Raw genomic sequence first — 22,636 nt, 5'->3', positions numbered from 1 at the left:
AATGCTAAATGCAATACGAAAAAACGGAGTGATCCTCGCAGTTTTTGCCTGTGTATCAACAGGTGTGGTTGCGATCACCCATTACTTGACCCAAAACAAAATTGAACAACAGGAGCAAAAACAGCTGCTCACAATTTTGGCTCAGGTCATTCCCCCCCAAACTCATGATAATGTCCTTTCCGGATCGTGTACTGTCGTGGATATTCCCTATTTAACCGGGCAACCGACACTGCATGCCTATATCGCCAAGCAACATGATGTGCCGACGGGAATAGCAATTGAAACTATTGCTCCCGATGGTTACAACGGTGCGATTAAACTGATTGTCGGAGTCAATAATCAAGGTGTCATTACCGGGACACGCGTTCTTATTCACCATGAAACCCCGGGGCTCGGAGATAAAATTGATCGACGCATCAGTGACTGGATTCTGTCATTTACCGGCCAACAAGTAACCGCTGAAAACGAATCGCAGTGGAAAGTGCGTAAAGACGGCGGCCAGTTCGACCAGTTCACTGGCGCAACCATTACACCAAGAGCGGTGGTCAAAGCCGTCAAGAAAATTACACAATTTGTTGATCAAAACCGCGAGCAGCTTTATCGTCAACCTTACAATTGTCACGGAGGCCAGTCATGAGTCAATCACAGGTATTGATGAAAAATGGTTTGTGGAACAATAACCCAGCCTTAGTCCAATTGCTCGGGTTATGCCCGCTTCTCGCGGTCTCTTCCACCATCACCAACGCGCTGGGGCTGGGAATTGCCACTCTCGCAGTACTCGTTAGTTCAAATGTCACCGTTTCTCTGGTCAGAAACCATGTGCCGAAAGAAGTCAGAATCCCGGTCTTTGTGATGATCATTGCGGCACTGGTGACCTGCGTCCAACTGCTGATGAATGCATTTGCGTTTGGCTTATATTTGTCATTAGGAATCTTTATTCCGCTCATCGTCACCAACTGCATTATTATCGGTCGCGCTGAAGCGTTCGCATCTAAAAATGATGTGCTGCCCTCTGCATTGGATGGATTCTGGATGGGCGCGGGCATGACCTGCGTACTGGTCGTGTTAGGGGCAATCCGAGAACTACTCGGCAACGGAACACTGTTTGACGGTGCAGACCTTTTACTGGGGGAATGGGCCAAAGCTCTCCGGGTCGATGTATTACATCTGGACAATAGCTTTTTACTTGCACTCCTCCCCCCGGGCGCATTTATCTGCGTCGGTTTTTTGATTGCCCTCAAAAGCTGTATTGATAAATATCTGGCTTCTCGTCAACCAAAACAGACCAAACCACAAATTGAGAGAGCCCGGGTCACGAAAGTGACTCAATAATGACAACAACAGAATGATCACCATGACACCTCAGTCATACTTATTTCAATGGGAAGCAACAGCGTCATGAATAAGCAAAAGCGGATCGAGATTCTCGAACGATTACGGGAAAATAATCCCAAGCCACAAACTGAGCTCAACTGGAATACGCCCTTCGAACTTCTGATTGCGGTGCTGCTCTCCGCTCAGGCAACAGATGTCAGCGTCAATAAAGCCACCGATAAGTTATACCCGGTCGCCAATACACCGCAGGCGATTCTGGCGCTGGGTGTCGATGGGTTGAAGGACTATATCAAAACCATCGGCTTATTTAATTCTAAAGCTGAAAACGTAATTAAAACCTGCCGGATTTTACTTGAAAAATATCAAGGGGAAGTCCCGGAAAACCGAGAAGCTTTGGAATCACTCCCCGGTGTCGGACGTAAAACAGCCAATGTCGTCCTCAACACGGCTTTCGGCTGGCCAACCATTGCCGTCGATACTCATATCTTTCGCGTTTCCAACCGAACCAAGTTTGCTTCAGGAAAGAATGTTGACGAAGTCGAACAGAAACTCCTGAAAGTGGTGCCTAAAGAATTCAAAATCGATGTTCATCATTGGCTGATTCTGCACGGCCGTTACACCTGTATCGCCCGCAAACCGCGCTGTGGCAGTTGTATTATTGAAGACCTGTGTGAATATAAGCAAAAAACAGAATAATCAAAGAGATGGCGCTATGAATATTTCAGCTACGCCCCCGAAACGACTTTATCAGGAAATCGGTCTGACTCTTCAGCAGCGCATCTTTTCCGGAGAATTCAGCATCGGTGAACGCTTGCCTCCGGAAAGAGATATTGCCGAAGCAATGCAGGTCAGCCGTTCAGTCGTCAGAGAAGCGATTATCATGCTGGAACTGCAAGGACTGGTGGAAGTTCGCAAAGGTTCTGGAGTTTATGTCATTGCTCTATCTCATCAGGATCCCCAACCCTCTCAGCCATCGATGCCCAAAACGCGTTCGGATATCGGACCATTTGAGCTGTTACAAGCCCGCCAGATCATCGAAAGCCAGATTGCCAGTTTTGCAGCAACCAATCTGACTAAGAATGATTTTTCCAAACTTCGCGAAGCCTTGGATATTGAACGAAAACAGTTGGAAACAGGTCATGGTGATTATGATGGCGATGAACAATTTCATTTAGCCATCGCGTATGCCTCACAAAATAGTGTGCTATGCGATATTGTCCGGGATCTTTGGCAACGGCGAGATGAAAGTCCGATGTGGCGTCAGCTTCACGCCCGTATCACCAATAAAAACTATCGGGGTGCCTGGCTGGAAGACCATGAGAAAATCCTGTTTGCCCTGCAAAGGCGTTCTCCGGAAGCTGCAAAAGAAGCGATGTGGCAACACCTCGAGCATGTCAAACAGACTCTATTTCATTTATCTGACGCCGACGATCCACAATTTGATGGGTTTCTTTTCCAGTAAGTCAGTGCATTCGTCCACTCAGCGCTCAATAAGCAATGAACATCGCTAGCGGAACATCGGTGTCATTTGCGCTTATTTGCCATGTTCTTTAAACTGATACAACCGCTCGTCATCAGATGAGCGACTCAAAAATAATATCCAGTCATTTCAGGAGTAAGCAATGTCCAACAATCGAATTTTACATACCATGTTACGTGTCGGAGATTTAGAACGCTCAATCAAATTTTATACCGACATCATGGGAATGAAATTGCTGCGTAAAAATGAAAATGCGGAATACAAATATACACTCGCGTTTGTCGGCTATAGCGATGAGTCAGAAGGCGCAGTCATTGAACTGACTTACAACTGGGGCGTTGAAACGTATGATTTAGGTAATGCCTACGGACATATTGCTATCGGTGTCGATGATATCTATCAGACCTGTCAGGTCATCAAAGATGCTGGCGGTGACGTCACTCGCGAACCGGGGCCGGTAAAAGGTGGGACCACCCATATCGCTTTTATCAAAGACCCGGATGGTTACATGGTGGAATTAATTCAGAATAAACAGGCAGGCGCCGGTCTTCAGGGTTAATCAACACGCAGCAGTAAAATGATTGTTCTCGTCGCCAAGAAGACGAACGAAGCAATGATACAACAGGCAGCTCACGAAGCTGCCTGTTCTTTTATCGCACAATCACACTTGTGTCCGGCCTAACGAAATCACCACGCGGCGATTCTTTTCTTTACCAATCGGTGTCATGTCATTCGCTATCGCCCGACGTTTACCATACCCTTCGACCTGAATCCGCTTCTCTGGTAATCCCAGCGATTTGAAATAGTCACGCAGCACTTCTGCGCGTTTCTCCGACAGACTCTGACTTTCATTCTTTGAGCGGGAACCATCGGTATAGGTGGAAACCAAAATCAGATCGATGTCCTGATTATAGCGAATATATTCAGCAATCTGCGCCAAACGCTTTTGTGACGCTTTATTCACCTGAACACTATCTCGGTTATAATGCAAAATCGTGAATGAAATATCTTCGAAACTGTACGGCAGTAAACGACTAATACAGTTACTAAAGTCATTGTACTTACTGTGGAATAACACCGAAGACAATGAAACTTCAATCAAACGATCCCGATCTTGCCACGCCTGATAACTGAATGTCGGGTTCCGGCCTTTCTCCAGTTCACTGAGTAAGTTCCAGGCTAACTGACCGCCGATATAACCGTCAAATTGTTTAAAAAATTTCAAATGAGAGAGAGATTCCGCCCGGTCTCCCGGACGCCACGCCGGTGGCATCGACACCAGAGAAACATTCCGCGTTTCTCCCATCGGACGCAGCATCTTCAACTCGAAATCGAGATTCAACTTTTTACTTGCCCGAGAAGAAAACTCAGCATTACCGTAAGACGGGATCGGATGCACAAGCCGACACTCAAGCGGCGTATCAGACACCATCTCCCATTTTGACTGTTGGGGCGTTGCCACATAATGCTTTTGCATCGCATATCCGACACTCCCCCAGAGACTCAAAATCGTCCCCAAACCGGCAATCAACCCATACTTTATAGACATGCTATTCTCTCAAACATCTGGTTCCCAAACAGACAACCGAAGTGGCAACCTCTTGCCACATCATGTTGGAACAGGAAAGGAAATGCAAAAACCTCGCCAATCTGCGTGGCAATCCATGACTCTCAACATTTTAATCAATATCTGCGGTTTTTATCAGGCGTATAATCTGCAATAATGCGAGCCCTGATACATAGGTTATGGTCAAAATGACGGAAGTAAACAATAAACAGCGTTTAAAAGATCGCTTTCGGGGATATCTGCCTGTAGTCATCGATGTCGAGACAGCAGGTTTTAATGCACAAACTGATGCGCTTCTTGAGATTTGTGCAATCACACTCAAGATGGATGATGAAGGCCAGCTTCAGCCGGCAACCACACTCCATTTTCACATCGAACCATTTGAAGGTGCCAATCTGGAAAAAGAAGCGCTGGAATTCAATGGCATTTATGACCCGTTCAGCCCACTTCGCGGGGCTGTCAGTGAAATGGAAGCTCTGAAAGAAATCTATAAACAGGTGCGTAAAGAACAAAAGGAAGCTGAGTGCAGCCGGGCAATCATTGTTGCTCATAATGCAACATTCGATCATCGCTTCGTCATGGCAGCCAGTGAACGCAGTCACCTCAAACGCGTTCCTTTTCATCCTTTTGCTACATTTGATACTGCTACTTTAAGCGGTCTGGCCTATGGACAAACAGTGCTCGCAAAAGCCTGCCGAACTGCCGGGATTCCATTTGATAATAAAGAAGCCCACTCAGCACTTTATGACACCCAAAAAACGGCGGATCTTTTCTGTGGGATTGTCAATAAATGGCAGGCATTAGGCGGCTGGCCGTTACCCGATACCGAATCAGAAGAAAACTAACCTTAACTCAAAATACTACAACACGAGAATTGTATGAACCCTGTCGTTATTTCAGTCTGTATCATGTTGATACTTGCACTGCTTCGTGTGAACGTTGTTGTCGCACTGACATTTAGTGCGATCATAGGTGGGCTCGTTTCAGGCATGAGTCTGAATGAGTCAGTCACTGCGTTTGAAAGTGGTCTTGGTGGCGGTGCGACTATCGCACTCAGTTATGCCATGCTCGGTGCATTTGCTGTCGCTATCTCTAAATCCGGTCTCACCGATTTAGTCGCTCATACGGTCATTCGCAAAATTCATGGCAAAGAGCAACAGGAAACACAGACCGGCTTGAAATATGCTATTTTGATCGCACTCATTCTGGTGACGATGTCTTCCCAGAATATTATCCCGGTCCATATCGCGTTTATTCCCATTCTGATTCCGCCACTATTGGGCGTTTTTGCCAAACTCAAATTAGATCGCCGTCTGATTGCCTGTATTCTCACATTCGGCCTCATTACCCCTTACATGGTCCTTCCTATTGGTTTCGGGGGGATTTTCTTAAAAGATATTCTGCTGAGAAATCTCCAAGAGAATGGTTTGGTCAATATCACAGCAAGCCAGATCCCTACCGCGATGTTACTCCCCGGAACCGGCATGGTCTTCGGACTTTTAATTGCGGTGTTCTTTAGTTATCGCAAACCCAGAGAATACCGTAAAACTGAATTGACCGTAGTTCATCACAATCCAGAACATACGATTAATGGTCGATATATTCTGACGGCAGCTATCGGTATTATTGCAGCGCTCAGCGTGCAGTTGTTCACCGACTCGATGATTATTGGCGCACTCACTGGCTTTATGGTATTTACCTTTGGTGGCGTTATCGCTTGGAAAGAGACCCATGATGTCTTTACCAAAGGGGTGCATATGATGGCGATGATCGGTTTCATCATGATTGCAGCCGCTGGCTTTGCCGCAGTGATGAAACAAACAGGCGGGGTCGAATCGCTTGTTTCATCACTCTCTCATAGTATTGGGGACAATAAGCCGTTGGCAGCCCTATTAATGCTGGTTGTCGGGCTATTAGTCACTATGGGGATAGGCTCTTCATTTTCGACCATTCCGATTATTGCAACGATTTATGTCCCGCTGGCGGCAGCTTTCGGTTTCTCACCGATGGCAACAATCGCCTTAGTGGGTACAGCCGCTGCATTAGGCGATGCCGGCTCTCCGGCATCTGACTCTACACTCGGTCCGACATCCGGCCTCAATGCAGACGGACAGCACGAACACGTCTGGGAAACCGTTGTTCCCACGTTTATTCACTATAATATCCCTCTGATTATCTTCGGCTGGATTGCTGCGATGATTCTGTAGTGACATCATTACCTTTATCGCACTGAATAATTCAGAACGAACCCCATAAAAAAAGGCTTCCTCACGGAAGCCTTTTTAAATCATATGATGGACAGACCACTTTTATTGCTCGATTCTTATTCTGAACCAGATGTTGTTACTCTTGACAGAGTTACGATTGACAGAGAGTGAGACCCTCAGTTTTCTTCATTATAGAGCTCAAGACTTGCCAACTCTTGTTGAATCTCTTTCTGTTCTTTGGCGTCGTCGTTTCTCATCGCTTCCAGATAGTCCAGATAAGCCTGATCAATATCACCAGTCACATATTCACCATTAAAGACCGAGGTTTCAAAGCAACTGATATTCGGATTCCCGATACCAACAGCACTGACAAGATCTTCAATCGTCTGGAAAATCAATGCGTCCGCACCGATTTGACGACAGATGGATTCATTATCGCGGCCATGAGCAATGAGTTCATTGGCACTTGGCATATCAATACCGTAAACATTCGGGAAACGAATTTCCGGGGCAGCAGAAACCATATAGACTTTTTTGGCGCCAGAATCGCGGGCCATTTCGATAATCTGTTCTGATGTTGTGCCTCGGACAATTGAATCATCGACCAGTAGCACATTCTTGTCTTTAAATTCAGAACGAATCGCATTGAGCTTTCTACGTACTGACTTCCGACGTTGTTGTTGACCCGGCATAATAAATGTCCGGCCGACATAACGGTTTTTGACAAACCCCTGACGATACGGCTTATCTAATGCCTGTGCGATTTGCAGGGCAATATCACAAGAGGTTTCAGGAATCGGAATCACAACATCAATATCGAGATCAGCATAATCCTGTTGAATGCGCTCACCCAATTTTTTGCCCATTTCGACCCGTGCACTATAGACAGAAATTTGGTCGATGAAAGAATCCGGACGAGCAAAATAAACGAATTCAAAAATGCATGGGTTCAACTGAGGATTATCAGCACACTGATGTGTGTAAAGCTCCCCCTCAAAAGTAATATAAATTGCCTCACCTGGGGCAACATCCCGCATAAACTCAAATCCAACTGCATCCAATGCAACAGACTCAGATGCAACCATATACTCAGTTTGTCCGCCGACATTGCGTTTACCCAAACACAGTGGACGAATACCGTTTGGATCCCGAAACGCAATCATGCCATGACCGATAATCATCGCAACGACAGCATAAGCGCCTTTAATCGAACGATGTACACTGGTAACCGCTCTAAAGACATCTTCTGCGCCGACATTCCCTTTAATCGTATCAATTTCATGTGCCAGAACATTCAACAGCACCTCAGAGTCAGACGTCGTATTGACATGACGGCGATCTTTCTCAAACAGCTTCTCTCGAACATGATGGGCATTGGTTAGATTACCATTATGAGCCAGTGTGATACCAAACGGTGAGTTGACATAAAAAGGCTGCGCCTCGGATGCACTTGAGCTCCCTGCTGTCGGATAACGGACATGTCCGATGCCAACCGTTCCTTGAAGGCGCTGCATATGCTTTGCAGCAAATACATCGGTAACCAATCCATTTGCCTTACGCAGACGAAAACGATTGCTATCTATGGTACAAATGCCCGCGGCATCTTGGCCGCGATGCTGCAACACGGTCAAAGCATCATAGATGGACTGGTTGACAAGCGTTGAACCAACAATTCCAACAATACCACACATGTCTTAATCCTCGATTTGCGACATTATACCGGCCGATTTAGACCGTACCGGTAAGAAAACTAGATGATGTTTTCAAATGTTCGAAAAACTGCACAATAATCCACCGAAACTGAGGCACCAATTGTGAGTTTTCCCACCATTTTGAACTTGGAAACGCAGTAAACGCATCCATAAAAAACAGAACCGCAGCAATGATCAGAACACCTCGGAGTCCGCCAAACACCACACCAAGAACCCGATCCGTTCCTGAAAGCCCCGTTTTTTGTACAAGCTGGGAAATCACATAATTCACCAACGCGCCAACGATTAATGTTGCAATAAACAACGTCGCAATCGCGGCACCATTGCGGAACATGTCATCCTGAATATTCGAATAATAAACAGCCAACTTTGGGTAATAGTGGCCTGCAATAAAAAATGCAAGCAGCCAAGTCGCCAGTGACAATGCCTCTTTCGCAAAACCACGAATCAGGCTGATCAATGCTGACAGGCCAATCACACTTAAAATGACAATATCTAACCAGTTCATACATTCACTCATTCTAAGATGGCGCGCATTTTAACAGAAAAAATGACGACGCAAACGTTTTCTTACGGATTTAACGGTTTAAATTTGAGCAGTTGGCCTTTTGCTCCGGTAATTTTTTCCAATTCAGCCAGTTGTCTTTCCATTTTGCTTTTTGACACATCAGGTCCAATAATCACGCGTGTGTAACCATTCTCCTGTTTGGTATGAGCCTGATAACCCCGTTTTTGCAAATCTGCTACGAGTTTTTTCGCATTGTCGCTATTCTTGAGCGCCATCAGTTGAATAATCCAACCACTGCTCTGAAAATCATCTGACTCAGACGATGCTTCAACTTGAACCGGAACGGTATCATTCGATGCTGTCGTATTCTCGTTTTCATTCACCGTAACGGGTGAATCAGGTAAGGAAAGCTGATCGGTCTCCGGCTCTAGAATTTGATATTGTTCCGTGTCTTGATCGACATCGGGTTTCAGTGGAATACTGGCAACATCTTCTTTGTAGTGTGATTTTTGTCCATCCAGAATATCCGGAAGAATAATGACACCAAGTGCAACCAATACAACGGTTCCAACTAAACGACTTTGGAATCGGCTTGCCATCTCTGTTTACACCCCTCGTTTATGCCAAAAATCTAAAACTTCTCCAACCGTGTGGAACGAACCCGCGACGATAATGGCATCATTTTCATGGGCTCGTGTCATCGCAGCTTTAAAAGCCTGAACGGGTGATTCATAGGTTTGACTCGGAACAGGAATATAGCGATTCAACTCGCTGGCAAAAGCAGCCCGAGGCCCGGTCAAAGAAGCCGGATACCAATGATCAACAACCGATGATAAAGCGGTGATCGTTGCCTGAATATCTTTGTCATGTAACATACCAATGACCAGATGAATTTTCTTGTCCGAGAAACGCTGCTTTATATATGATGCCAGATATTGGGCAGAATGTGGGTTATGCGCAACATCCAGCATAATTACCGGCTGCTGGCTAATTAGCTGCATTCTGCCAGGCAGAGAGGCACTCTTTAATCCCTCAACAATATCCATATCACTGATATCGAGCCCAGCACATCCAAGTGCCATCAAAGCAGTTGCAGCATTGGGTAACGGTAACTGTGGCTTCGGTAAGTCACGGAGATCAAAAGCACCATGCTGCCAATGCCATACATCTTCTGCAACCTGATAATTAAATTGAATACCGATCTGAAAAAATTCCGCATCGATTTCATCAGCATAGGCGGCAACAGTCGCTGGTGGATGAGGCTCACCGCATACCGCTGGCTGACCGGCACGAAAAATACCCGCTTTCTCGTACCCGATCTGTCCCAGATCATCCCCCAGCCAATCAATATGGTCGATGGCCAGACTCGTGATGACCGAAACATCATGTTCAACAACATTGGTCGCATCTAACCGACCACCTAAGCCGACTTCTAAAATCGCAACATCGACTTGTTCTTCTTGCAGTAATCGCAATGCAGCCAGCGTTCCGAACTCAAAAAAGCTCAGACTCGTTGTACCCCGCTGTTTTTCAATAAAATCAAACGCGTGCGTATGGTTTTCATCGGCTAAGACTTTGCCGTTGATCCGAATACGTTCGTTATAACAGATAAGATGTGGAGAACTATAGACGCCCACCGAATACCCTGCAGCAAGCAGGATGGCTTCGAGAATCGCACAGGTAGAACCTTTCCCATTCGTGCCGGCAACCGTAATAATGGTTGGTGCAGGTTTTAACAGGTTGGCTCTCTGAGCCACGACCTGAACGCGATCAAGGCCTAAATCTATGGATGAATGATGGATACTGGATAAATAATCAAGCCACATCGATAACGAAGATGTGGCTTGTGGCATAGCGTTCTGACTCATTAAACAAGCATAGTATTGAGATATGGGAAAACTACTTTACTCTTTTTTCTCGGCTTCTGGTACCGCATAAGTACTATCATTTCCGGATTCTGTTGTCTGTGCTGGGTAATTCATCATCTTACCCAACAGGCTCGCAATTTGAGACCGCATTTCACGACGATCAACAATCATATCAATCGCGCCGTGCTCCAACAGAAACTCACTGCGCTGGAAACCTTCTGGAAGATCTTCACGTACTGTCTGTTCAATAACGCGACGACCGGCAAAACCAATGACCGCTTTCGGCTCACCAATATTAATATCACCGAGCATCGCCAAGCTTGCAGATACACCACCCATAGTCGGGTCAGTCATTACAGAGATAAATGGTAAGCCATTTTGGGATAGACGTTCCAGCGCTGCGCTGGTTTTCGCCATTTGCATCAGAGACATTAACGCCTCTTGCATTCGGGCACCACCACTGGCAGAAAAACAGATCAAACCACACTTGGCTTCAATCGCTGCTTCTACAGCTTTCACAAAACGTGCTCCAACGACTGATCCCATCGAACCTGCCATAAAGGAAAACTCAAATGCACAAGCAACAAGAGGATAGCCGCAAAGCTCTCCTTTCATAACGACCAAGGCATCTTTTTCACCACTTGCTTTCTGCGCCGCTGCAAGTCTCTCTTTATAACGTTTTGAATCTTTGAATTTTAATTTGTCCTGCGGCTCCAGCGTCTCACCGATTTCTTGGCGGTTATCTTCATCAAGAAATTTTTCCAGACGACGACGAGCGCTCATCCGCATATGGTGATTACACTTTGGACAAACTTCTAAATTACGTTCTAACTCAGCATAATAAAGGACTTGTTCACAAGACGTACATTTTGTCCAAACACCTTCAGGAATCGATGCTTTTCGCGAACTGACAATATTGCTTTTCTCTAAAATCTTTTCAAGCCAACTCATGTGGAAGACCCTTACTCCTCTCCCTTGCAACGGCAAGAGAAAATTATTCGACAATAAACACCCAGAGGATTAAATCATATAAATCTCTGCATGTTGATAAAAAACTGGTTGTACCTTCGTGAAACGACGTTACAACAATCTGATCTCATGATTTGAATCTGACTAACGCGATTCGTTCAATGTATCAGGTAAAAATAACGGACCAACAGGTTGCTCCGGTAGATTGAATACTTGCGGATATTCGACTTCAACCAAATAAAGCCCTTCTGCTTTCGCTGTTGCAGCCGCAAGTTTCCGATCTTTAGCTTCTAATAGCCATTGAATCCATTCAGGCTTTTGCTCCCCTCTGCCGACAGCAATTAAGCTCCCCGCGATATTTCTGACCATATGGTGTACAAACGCATTGGCTTTAATATCAATCACAACATAACGATTGTGACGAGTGACTTGCAGATGCATGACATTCCGCCACGGGCTGCGAGACTGACAATGTACGGCTCTGAAGGAGGTAAAATCATTTTCTCCCAGTAACAATTGTCCGGCTCGGTGCATTCTTTCAACACATAAATCACCATGATAATGACTGACACCAGCCGACAAAATGGCCGGTCGCAAATTATCATTGTATATCACATACCGATAACGCCGTGCGGTCGCTGAAAAACGAGCATGAAACGAATCAGGAACTTCCTGTGCCCATCGCACAGCAATATCTTGGGGTAAATTCGCATTCGCCCCCATCGTCCATGCTGCCGTTTTTCGCTGAACCTCAGTATCAAAATGGACAACTTGTCCCGTACCGTGAACACCAGCATCAGTTCGCCCAGCACACTGGACTTCGATCGGATGATTCGCAACTTGGCTCAGTGCTTTTTCCAAAGCTTCCTGAACACTAGGAACATCTCGCTGCCGCTGCCAGCCATAATAATGAGCGCCATGATACTCAACACCTAAAGCGATTCTCATCATCTACTTCTCTTGTCAAACAGGGTCGGCAGTATAATCGCAAATAGGAAAAAATTCTAATCAACAACAGACGATATCTCTTGGATATCCGTAGAGAACAGCGCTATGGGGGCGCTATTCGCTACCCCACCCATTAATTTCTTCGGCTCAGCTCGTCAATCAAGCGTTTTGCAGCCTGACGAATATCATCGTTCCCGTCAACAATGGCTTCTTCCAATAACTTCACCGCACCTGCTTCATCATTCATTTCGATGTAAATCTTCGCAAGATCCAGTTTCCCTGCGGCTTCCGCATTGCTGTCAACATCAACATTCGTAATATCTCCGATGACATCCGGGAATTCATTCAACCCGACATCCAGTTTAAGATCGACGTCTTCAAAAGGATGGTGATGTCCTTCAACTTGAGACATCAGTTCATCAATTGTTAAATGACGCTGCTGTTCAGACTCGTTATAGAATAAGTCATCCTGAACTTCCCAATCTTCCGAATCGGCCTGAGGTTCATATGTTTGATTTTCACTTCGCCAAACATCCTGCTCATCTTTCGGCACTTCATCAGGAATCGACGCCTGTTGTTCCGGAGAAAGTTTGAAGCCATTCCAATCTTCACCACCCATACTCAGCATCGACTCTAAATCCATTCCTGCGCTGGCAATCCGCTCTTCATCTAGATTTGGCTCAAAAACATACTGCGCAGGCTCAGCATTTTCATCCAACAACGCACCCAATGCATCTTCATCAAAAGAATGTCTTGGGAGAGGCTCAAGACCAGCCCCCTCATCCACAAAATCAGAAGACTCAGTGGCTAAGTCAGTTTCTGGAGCCACGTCTGATGCTATCTCGGAGACACCCGCGTCTACTGGCGACGTATCGAATTCATCTAATGCGGCCATTTCATCGAATTCTGGGAATGCATCATCATCGATAACATCTGATAAATCATCACTCTCCGGTGGCTCGGATGCTGACTCATCCACATCTGCTGGCAATGCATCGGATTCACTCAGTGCCGCCGTTTCGTCAAACTCTGGTAACGCATCATCATCGATAAAGTCAGATAAATCATCGCTCTCCTGTAGCTCGGATGCTAACTCATCCGCATCCGCTGACAATGCATCGGATTCACTCAGTGCCGCCGTTTCATCGAATTCTGGTAACGCATCATCATCGATAAAGTCAGATAAATCATCGCTTTCCTGTAGCTCGGATGCTAACTCATCCGCATCTGCTGACAATGTATCGGATTCACTCAGTGCCGCCGTTTCATCGAATTCTGGTAACGCTTCGTCATCGATAAAATCGGATAGATCATCGCTCTCCGACGGCTCCGCGACTGCTTCAGCTTGCGTCGCTTCCGGCTCAATCACTTGCTCGGTTTCGATGTCTGCTTCAGGAACATGCTCTTCTTCAATGACAGGCGCTTCTGCGGGTAATTCTGGCTCTTCACTTGGCTGGTCGATGGCTGAATCACTCTCAGAGGTCATCTCTGAGTCACTCAGTTCAGGAGCATCGGTATCGACTGGCGGTGCATCAAATTCATCCAGTGCGGCCATTTCATCGAATTCTGGTAACGCTTCGTCATCGATAAAATCGGATAGATCATCGCTCTCCGATGGCTCCGCGACTGCTTCAGCTTGCGTCGCTTCCGGCTCAATCACTTGCTCTGTTTCTGTTTCAATATCCGCTTCAGGGACATCATCCTCTTCAATGACAGGCGCCTCTGCGGATGATTCTGGCTCTTCACTTGGCTGGTCGATGGCTGAATCACTCTCAGAGGTTGTCTCTGAGTCACTCAGTTCAGGAGCATCGGTATCGACTGCCGGTGCATCGAATTTATCCAGTGCGACCGTTTCATCGAATTCTGGTAACGCTTCGTCATCGATAAAATCGGATAGATCATCGCTCTCCGATGGCTCCGCGACTGCTTCAGCTTGCGTCGCTTCCGGCTCAATCACTTGCTCGGTTTCGATGTCTGCTTCAGGAACATGCTCTGCTTCAATGACAGGCGCTTCTGCGGGTAATTCTGGCTCTTCACTTGGCTGGTCGATGGCTGAATCACTCTCAGAGGTTATCTCTGAGTCACTCAGTTCAGGAGCATCGGTATCGACTGCCGGTGCATCGAATTCATCCAGTGCGACCGTTTCATCGAATTCTGGTAACGCTTCGTCATCGATAAAATCGGATAGATCATCGCTCTCCGATGGCTCCGCGACTGCTTCAGCTTGCGTCGCTTCCGGCTCAATCACTTGCTCTGTTTCTGTTTCAATATCCGCTTCAGGGACATCATCCTTTTCAATGACAGGCGCTTCTGCGGGTGATTCTGGCTCTTCACTTGGCTGGTCGATGACGGAATCACTCTCAGAGGTCATCTCTGAGTCACTCAGTTTAGGAGCATCGGTATCGACTGCCGGTGCATCGAATTCATCCAGTGCGGCCATTTCATCGAATTCTGGTAACGCTTCGTCATCGATAAAGTCGGATAGATCATCGCTCTCCGATGGCTCCGCGACTGCTTCAGCTTGCGTCGCTTCCGGCTCAATCACTTGCTCTGTTTCTGTTTCAATATCCGCTTCAGGGACATCATCCTCTTCAATGACAGGCACCTCTGCGGATGATTCTGGCTCTTCACTTGGCTGGTCGATGGCTGAATCACTCTCAGAGGTTATCTCTGAGTCACTCAGTTCAGGAGCATCGGTATCGACTGGCGGTGCATCAAATTCATCCAGTGCGGCCATTTCATCGAATTCTGGTAACGCTTCGTCATCGATAAAGTCGGATAGATCATCGCTCTCCGGTGGCTCCGCGACTGCTTCAGCTTGCGTCGCTTCCGGCTCAATCACTTGCTCTGTTTCGATGTCAGCTTCAGGAGCATGATCTTCTTCGATAACAGGCGCTTCTGCAGGTGATTCTGGCACTTCACTTGGCTGGTCGATGGCTGAATCACTCTCAGAGGTCATCTCTGAGTCACTCAGTTGAGGAGCATCGGTATCGACTGCCGGTGCATCGAATTCATCCAGTGCGACCGTTTCATCGAATTCTGGTAACGCTTCGTCATCGATAAAGTCGGATAGATCATCGCTCTCCGGTGGCTCCGCGACTGCTTCAGCTTGCATCGCTTCCGGCTCAATCACTTGCTCGGTTTCGATGTCAGCTTCAGGAGCATGCTCTGCTTCAATGACAGGCGCTTCTGCGGGTAATTCTGGCTCTTCACTTGGCTGGTCGATGGCTGAATCACTCTCAGAGGTCATCTCTGAGTCACTCAGTTCAGGAGCACCGGTATCGACTGCCGGTGCATCGAATTCATCCAGTGCGACCGTTTCATCGAATTCTGGTAACGCTTCGTCATCGATAAAGTCGGATAGATCATCGCTCTCCGGTGGCTCCGCGACTGCTTCAGCTTGCGTCGCTTCCGGCTCAATCACTTGCTCTGTTTCGATGTCAGCTTCAGGAGCATGATCTTCTTCGATAACAGGCGCTTCTGCAGGTGATTCTGGCACTTCACTTGGCTGGTCGATGGCTGAATCACTCTCAGAGGTCATCTCTGAGTCACTCAGTTTAGGAGCATCGGTATCGACTGCCGGTGCATCGAATTCATCCAGTGCGACCGTTTCATCGAATTCTGGTAACGCTTCGTCATCGATAAAATCGGATAGATCATCGCTCTCCGGTGGCTCCGCGACTTCAGTGTCGGCAGGTGGTGTGTCGAATTCACTCAGTACGGTCGTCTCGTCGAAACCAGGTAATTCAGACTCAGAGACTTCCTCATCGCCCGATGTCAATGCAGAAGATGGCTCTAGTTCTTCCTCAATATCCCAATCAATATCTTGCGGAACCCCAAACTCATTCGCTGCAACTGAATCATCTTCATCAACCTGTTCACTGCCTTCAATTTCAGGATTGAAATCAAAGTCGTTCGAGTCCTCTCCCGGTGCTTCTGCTGAGACAGATGCGTCAAAATCGACTTCATCTAATAACGGGTCTTTATCCGGTGCGGAACTAATCAGATCATCAATAAACCCTTCACGGTTAAAGTCATCATCTTCCTCGATAGTGTGCTGTTCAATTTCTAGTAATTCATCAAATAACTCAGTCCCATCATCAATCGGAGTCGTATCGTCTTCATCGAGTTCAGTATCGGCTTCCAAATCTTCATCAAGATCGAGCGTTTCAAAATCAAACAGGTCATCATCACTTTCATCTGCTAAGTCAAAGCCACCGAGATCTTCTAACTCTTTATCCCAATTAAGTTCGTCGTCGGTGTCATCCGATTCATCCAGTAACTCATCCAGCAGTGCGGTCGTTTCATCTGTAACACTTTCTGATTCATCTTCGGATGTATCGAGTGAGTCAAATGCGCCAGTATCAAATGCTTCATCTAAGAATGAATCATCCTGACTATTTGCTTCTAATTGCTCCAGATCGGCTTGTTGCTCAATACTGTCAAATAAAGCTTCCAGCTCGCTATCAGAAGCAACACCGACATCGCCTAGATCGAACTCATCACCTTGCTCTTCTGCCAATAAATCATCGAGCATGGATTGATCAAGCTCTGTCGTATCTAAGTCATCGTCAAGCCCGTCACCATCCAGCAACATCTCAATTTCGTCCTGAGACATCCCAACTTGATCATCACTGGAAAGATCGAAATCCTCATCCTCGGCCTGTTCTTCATCGCCCGCCCCAAGAGACGCATCCTCAAGCGCTCGCTCCATTTCTTCCAGACCGACCGCTTTATCTTCGCTGTTGACGCTAATGCCATTTGCACTCGCAGAGAAATCACTATCGAGATCCGTATCAACTAAGTCACCATCATCATCGATGCTGGCAAACAGATCTTCCTCACTTTCATCCCCCAGGTCCAAATCAAGATCGACATCGTCGAGCTCAGCAAAGACATCATCAACATCGGCTTCATCCTGAACCTCACTCTCTTCTGCTTCAGGGCTGGTTGTGCTAAAGAGATCATCGTCAAGTGACAGGTCATCAAGTTCATCATCGTGATCACCGACTTCTGCAGCATCCCCAATATTAATCGGTTTATCACTCACATCCTTCGTTTCCGTTGGCGCATCAGATGATGTATCCGATGTTTTTCTCCGACCAACCAACCACATGATCAGTAAAGCGATCAATAATCCGGGAATAAGCGCGAGCGCACCGACCGTCCAGCTATTTGACAATAGTTTGTCGAGGGATGTGGGCGACATCCGCTCAGCTTCCGCACGTTTTCTGCGCTCTTCAGCCAGCAGTTTTTCGACTTCAGTACGAACTTTATTTTCATCGCCCAGTTCATTCTTCAGATCACTTACTTCTGACTGCACTTTTGACAGCATGAGTGTTAAACGGTGATTTTTCTCTTCAAGAGCCAGAATTTCTGAGTCTGTTCCTGTCGCATCTGATGAAGAAAATGACAACACGCTCTGAGGTGCTTCTGTCTGAGGCGGCTGCTCTGACGGAATTATTTTGTCTTTCGCCGGACTCACTTGCTGAGTATTAGTCTGTTGTTGTGCAGGCTTCGTATCAGGTTGTGCTGCTGGAGGTGTATCTGTTTTAACAGATGTAGGCTTCGTCGGTTTTACGGTGCGAGCTTTTACCGCTGACGATGAACCAGTTGCTGCGAGACGACTCGCCTGATCTAACCGTTGCTGATGAGCCTGCATGACCCGTGTCGCTTCTTCAGTTGTCACACTCCGAATCTGGGCGAGAGATGGAATACGTAACCGACTTCCCGGAATTAAGCTGTGAATATTCTGCTGTTCAAATGATTCGGGATTTAACTGATAGAGAGCAAGTAGCGTTTGCTGAACGGTAACTTGATTTGATGGTCTGAGTTTTGAGGCAATCGACCATAATGTTTCTGTTTCGGAAGTGGGACCATAAAATTTGGAAGGTTCATTATTTGATTGCGCAGCAGAAGACCTCACCGCTTCACTATATTGGGGTGATGACTGCACCTGACCTGTTGGTCCAAGCAGACGAATACCTTCTGCATGAACAAGAGAAAACTGACCCACGGCTGCTATTGCAAATGGTAACAACAGACGTTTTAAAAATTGACGCATATAAAGCTCAGCTATGTGCTTAGGTAATAGTAAATTCAATAATCTGTTAAATATATCGGATTACACCAGCAAAACTATAGGTTATCCGGAAAAAAACTGTTTTCCCTACAATAATTGCGCGCATCTCACACATTTTCCACTTTTCTGATTCACCACTGGTTCCCCATCCGTGCTCAAATGGCATGAAACAGAAGCAATTGAAGTTGTCACAACGGTATAATTTGAACAGTAAAAAAGCCAGCATATTGCTGGCTTTTCCTTATTCATCAAAGCACATCAGACCGCTTCAATCTTCGCCCAAGTATCTCTTAAACCGACAGTACGGTTAAAAACCAATGATTCGGCTGAAGAATCGCGGTTATCTGCACAAAAATAACCGATACGTTCAAACTGATAACCAAATTCTGGTTGAGCTGAAGCTAAACTTGCTTCCACAAAACCTTGCTGACGAATCAGAGATTCAGGATTCAGAACTTGCGTAAAATCATCTTCTGCCGCTGGGTTAGCAACCGAGAAGAGCCGATCATACAACCGGAATTCAGCGGGAATACCTTGGCTAACAGAAACCCAGTGAATAACACCTTTAACTTTTCGCCCATCCGCTGGGTTTTTCCCCAACGTATCGGCATCGTAAGTACAGTAAATCGTGGTAATCTCACCCGCACTATCTTTCTCAATCCGCTCAGCTTTAATCACATAGGCGCCGCGTAAACGGACTTCTTTGCCAAGAACAAGACGTTTATATTTCTTATTTGCTTCTTCACGAAAATCTTCACGTTCAATCCAGATTTCCCGACTAAAGGCAACTTGGCGACTCCCCATCTCAGGCTTGTTAGGATGGTTAGCAACGTCCAGCATCTCCACGGTGTCAGCGTCATAATTCTCAATCACAACTTTCACAGGATCCAACACAGCCATGGCTCTGGGCGCATGTTCATTCAGGTCGTCACGAATACAAGATTCCAACGAACTAAATTCAATCATATTGTCTTGTTTCGTCACACCGATGCGTTTACAGAATTCACGAATCGATGCTGGTGTAAATCCGCGACGACGCAAACCAGAAATGGTTGGCATTCGTGGATCATCCCATCCTGAAACGAATTTCTCAGACACCAATTGATTCAGCTTCCGTTTCGACATCACCGTATATTCAAGGTTTAAGCGACTAAATTCATACTGTCTCGGATGGCAGGGGATGGTGATGTTATCCAATACCCAATCATACAAACGTCGGTTGTCTTGAAACTCCAAGGTACACAAAGAGTGAGTAATGCCTTCCAATGCATCCGAAATACAGTGAGTAAAGTCGTACATCGGATAGATACACCATTGATCACCGGTCTGATGATGCTCAGCAAAACGAACTCGGTATAAAACCGGATCACGTAAAACCATAAAAGAAGAAGCCATATCGATTTTGGCACGCAAACAGGCTTCACCTTCCTGAAATCCACCGGTGCGCATTTTTTCAAACAACGCGAGGTTTTCTTCAACACTGCGATCACGATAAGGACTTTCTTTTCCCGGATGATTCAACGTTCCCCGATACTCACGGATTTGTTCTGGCGCCAGCTCTTCAACATAAGCGAGTCCTTTCTCGATTAATTCAATGGCATAACGATACAACTGATCAAAATAATCAGATGAATAGCACACCTCGCCCGCCCATTGAAAACCTAACCAGTTGACGTCTTTCTTAATTGACTCAACATACTCGATGTTTTCTTTTTCTGGGTTTGTATCATCAAAACGTAAGTTACACTGGCCCTGATAATCCTGAGCAATACCGAAATTCAAACAAATTGACTTAGCATGTCCGATATGGATATAGCCATTCGGCTCTGGTGGAAATCGGGTATGCACACTGGTATGTTTGCCTTCCGCCAAGTCTTTATCAACAATCTGACGGATAAAGTTCGATGGACGAGCCTCAGCTTCACTCATCTATAACACCTCAATAATTTTGTATTCTCAGGACCGTGACTCATCTGCTTGAATGCAGAGAAGTACACCGCGAATAATTTTGCTGTTAGGATATAAAAGTTAACACCCCTAATGATCCACAATTCTTTGTGATTACACAATATGATTCCGGGATATTCTTAAGATTATTTCCTGAGATCGATCATTTTACATCGATAAAGCGGCATTTTTGGTTTTTGACTCTGGATACAGAGTAAGAAGTCCAATGACCATTCGCATACGGCCAATAGTGCGAAAAGTAAACTTAGATGGCGAAAGATTAGTGACCAATGCCACAGCTCCCGCAGCTTCGACTGGAGAGGACTTTATTTTTAGCGATAAGGCAGTATATTACCGTTTGGGCAGGATATTCAGGTCTCAGACAATGAACTGCCTTAGACACCAGCCATCATCGTACGAGTAAACTCATGAATATACCGTCGTCTGCCGGTATAGAGAAAAGTACCATAGACATCACGCAACCAAATCGACACAATAAACATCGTGAGTTTGTGGTTAGGCTATCATCGATGAAAATTTTTACAATCCGATGACAAGATTAAAAAACGGGCAATACGAGCAGCATAAGCAAATGAATGATACGCAAAAAGGTAATGTAGATTTAGTCAAACAACTTAATAGTGCCGCTGTGTATCGGCTCATCGATCAACAGGGCCCGATTTCTCGCATTCAGGTTGCAGATATCAGCCAGTTAGCACCTGCCAGTGTCACTAAAATCACCCGTCAACTGTTGGAAAAAGGCCTGATTAAAGAAGTCGCACAACAGGCATCGACCGGGGGACGCCGGGCTATCTCCCTTGAGACTGAAGTGCTTCCTTTTCATTCTGTTGCTGTCAGGTTAGGCCGCGACTACATTCAGATCAGTCTTTATGATCTGGGCGGAAATGAAATTGTTTCCGATTATCATGAGTTTCAATATCTGCATCAAAAAGAGCTCATTGAAGGGCTACTTCACTATATCCGTCACTTCATCCGAGAGAAACAAGCTTATATTCAACAATTAATTGCGATTGGTGTTGTTCTCCCCGGTCTGGTTAACCCAGAAACCGGCGTGGTGGAATATATGCACAATGTCGATGTCGATGAACTCGCGATGGGAGATATCATCAGAAATCACTTTGGCGTCGAGTGTTTTATCGGCAACGATATCCGCGGTCTTGCCCTTGCAGAACACTATTTCGGCTCAAGTCAAGACTGTCAAGATTCGATTTTGATCAGTGTCGGCCGGGGAACAGGGGCTGGGATGATCGTCAATGGTCGAATTTTTCTCGGGTTCAACCGAAATGTCGGTGAAATTGGGCATATTCAGATCGATCCATTGGGAGCACAGTGTCAGTGCGGTAATTTCGGATGTCTGGAAACCGTGGCATCCAACCCTGCAATCGTAAAGCGGGTCAGACAGTTTCTTGACCAAGGCTATCAGTCAACACTTGCTGAATTAGAGCAGATTACAATTAGCGATATCTGTGATCACGCCAATCAAGGGGATGAACTGGCACGTCAAACTTTGATAAAAGTGGGTGACCATTTAGGTAAAGCTGTCGCGATTACAGTCAATTTGTTTAACCCGCAAAAAATTATCATTGCAGGGGATATCACAACAGCACAAGATTTGATTTTTCCGGCTATTGAACGCAATGTACAGAATCAATCTCTGAAAGCATTCCATAAAAACCTTCCCATTGTGGCCTCACAGGTTTATAAGCAGCCGCCGATTGCTGCCTTTGCCATGATTAAACGGGCAATGCTGAATGGGGTTTTACTCCAAAAACTTCTCGAAGAGTAATCACAACCTTCGTCGATCAAGGTAACCAATCTGGTATGGTTACCTTGTTCTATCCCCCATCCCAATAAATTACCACCTAAATCAATCACCCATCATTGAACAAATAACAATCAAATTCGATTTAAAATTAAATACTATCCAATAAATGTGTATTTAAATTAAATAATATTCACATCAAATGCATTTTTAATAAAAATTCATACAGC

General features: G+C 45.9%; 17 protein-coding genes. 8 read left to right on the top strand and 9 right to left on the bottom strand.

All coding sequences use genetic code 11. From position 1 onward, the window contains the following. Position 1: 1 nt before the first annotated feature. From rsxG to gloA, 5 genes are all read left to right on the top strand, one after another. Positions 2-637 carry an electron transport complex subunit RsxG gene (rsxG, locus tag MKS89_RS04755; RefSeq protein ID WP_072962856.1) on the top strand — a complete coding sequence of 212 codons (636 nt, stop codon included), beginning with the start codon at positions 2-4 and terminating at the stop codon, positions 635-637. Next, entirely contained in the window at positions 634-1,332 is a 699-nt protein-coding gene (locus tag MKS89_RS04750) for an electron transport complex subunit E (protein ID WP_072962859.1), read from the top strand. Before rsxG ends, MKS89_RS04750 begins: the two co-directional genes overlap by 4 nt. Before the next feature lie 66 nt (positions 1,333-1,398). Then, entirely contained in the window at positions 1,399-2,031 is a 633-nt protein-coding gene (gene nth, locus MKS89_RS04745; protein ID WP_072962888.1) for an endonuclease III, read from the top strand. Positions 2,032-2,047: 16 nt separating this feature from the next. Next, positions 2,048-2,797 (top strand): FCD domain-containing protein, encoded by a 750-nt coding sequence (locus MKS89_RS04740; RefSeq protein WP_072962862.1) that lies wholly within the window; start codon positions 2,048-2,050, stop codon positions 2,795-2,797. A 160-nt stretch (positions 2,798-2,957) separates the two neighbouring features. After that, entirely contained in the window at positions 2,958-3,374 is a 417-nt protein-coding gene (gene gloA / locus MKS89_RS04735; RefSeq protein ID WP_072962865.1) for a lactoylglutathione lyase, read from the top strand. 102 nt (positions 3,375-3,476) lie between these two features. Here gloA and motY read toward each other — a convergent pair whose 3' ends face one another. Then, entirely contained in the window at positions 3,477-4,364 is an 888-nt protein-coding gene (motY, locus tag MKS89_RS04730) for a flagellar protein MotY (protein ID WP_072962868.1), read from the bottom strand. 206 nt (positions 4,365-4,570) lie between these two features. Here motY and rnt point away from each other — a divergent pair, with 206 nt between their 5' ends. Then, complete coding sequence (rnt, locus tag MKS89_RS04725; protein ID WP_072962890.1) at positions 4,571-5,227, top strand: ribonuclease T; 657 nt, start codon at positions 4,571-4,573, stop codon at positions 5,225-5,227. 33 nt (positions 5,228-5,260) lie between these two features. Beyond that, positions 5,261-6,589, top strand: a complete 1,329-nt coding sequence (locus MKS89_RS04720) for a Na+/H+ antiporter family protein (RefSeq protein ID WP_072962870.1) — start codon at positions 5,261-5,263, stop codon at positions 6,587-6,589. 176 nt (positions 6,590-6,765) lie between these two features. Here MKS89_RS04720 and purF read toward each other — a convergent pair whose 3' ends face one another. From purF to glnS, 8 genes are all read right to left on the bottom strand, one after another. Then, complete coding sequence (gene purF, locus MKS89_RS04715; RefSeq protein ID WP_072962873.1) at positions 6,766-8,280, bottom strand: amidophosphoribosyltransferase; 1,515 nt, start codon at positions 8,278-8,280, stop codon at positions 6,766-6,768. A 37-nt stretch (positions 8,281-8,317) separates the two neighbouring features. Then, positions 8,318-8,809: a CvpA family protein gene (locus MKS89_RS04710; RefSeq protein ID WP_072962876.1), complete on the bottom strand. Its 492-nt coding sequence runs from the start codon at positions 8,807-8,809 to the stop codon at positions 8,318-8,320. Between the two features lie 62 nt (positions 8,810-8,871). Next, the gene (locus MKS89_RS04705) at positions 8,872-9,408 is read right to left on the bottom strand and encodes an SPOR domain-containing protein (RefSeq protein WP_072962879.1); all 537 of its coding nucleotides are present in this window, start codon (positions 9,406-9,408) and stop codon (positions 8,872-8,874) included. Between the two features lie 6 nt (positions 9,409-9,414). Continuing rightward, positions 9,415-10,677, bottom strand: coding sequence for a bifunctional tetrahydrofolate synthase/dihydrofolate synthase (folC, locus tag MKS89_RS04700; RefSeq protein WP_072962880.1), 1,263 nt, complete (start codon positions 10,675-10,677; stop codon positions 9,415-9,417). A 36-nt stretch (positions 10,678-10,713) separates the two neighbouring features. After that, positions 10,714-11,628 carry an acetyl-CoA carboxylase, carboxyltransferase subunit beta gene (gene accD, locus MKS89_RS04695; protein ID WP_072962883.1) on the bottom strand — a complete coding sequence of 305 codons (915 nt, stop codon included), beginning with the start codon at positions 11,626-11,628 and terminating at the stop codon, positions 10,714-10,716. A 162-nt stretch (positions 11,629-11,790) separates the two neighbouring features. Continuing rightward, a complete protein-coding gene (gene truA / locus MKS89_RS04690; protein WP_072962893.1) occupies positions 11,791-12,594 on the bottom strand; it encodes a tRNA pseudouridine(38-40) synthase TruA in 804 nt (267 codons plus the stop codon). 133 nt (positions 12,595-12,727) lie between these two features. Further along, positions 12,728-18,658 (bottom strand): FimV/HubP family polar landmark protein, encoded by a 5,931-nt coding sequence (locus MKS89_RS04685; protein WP_252518339.1) that lies wholly within the window; start codon positions 18,656-18,658, stop codon positions 12,728-12,730. 276 nt (positions 18,659-18,934) lie between these two features. Then, the gene (gene glnS / locus MKS89_RS04680; RefSeq protein ID WP_072960864.1) at positions 18,935-20,605 is read right to left on the bottom strand and encodes a glutamine--tRNA ligase; all 1,671 of its coding nucleotides are present in this window, start codon (positions 20,603-20,605) and stop codon (positions 18,935-18,937) included. Positions 20,606-21,215: 610 nt separating this feature from the next. Between glnS and nagC the strand changes: the two genes are divergently transcribed. Next, a complete protein-coding gene (gene nagC / locus MKS89_RS04675) occupies positions 21,216-22,430 on the top strand; it encodes a DNA-binding transcriptional regulator NagC (protein ID WP_072960887.1) in 1,215 nt (404 codons plus the stop codon). The last annotated feature ends 206 nt before the right edge of the window (positions 22,431-22,636 follow it).

Origin of the sequence: Vibrio gazogenes (assembly GCF_023920225.1) — a bacterium.
GTDB classification, from domain to species: domain Bacteria; phylum Pseudomonadota; class Gammaproteobacteria; order Enterobacterales; family Vibrionaceae; genus Vibrio; species Vibrio gazogenes.
The sequence above is the reverse complement of the archived record's forward strand: the minus strand, read 5'-3'. Positions and strand labels throughout refer to the sequence as shown.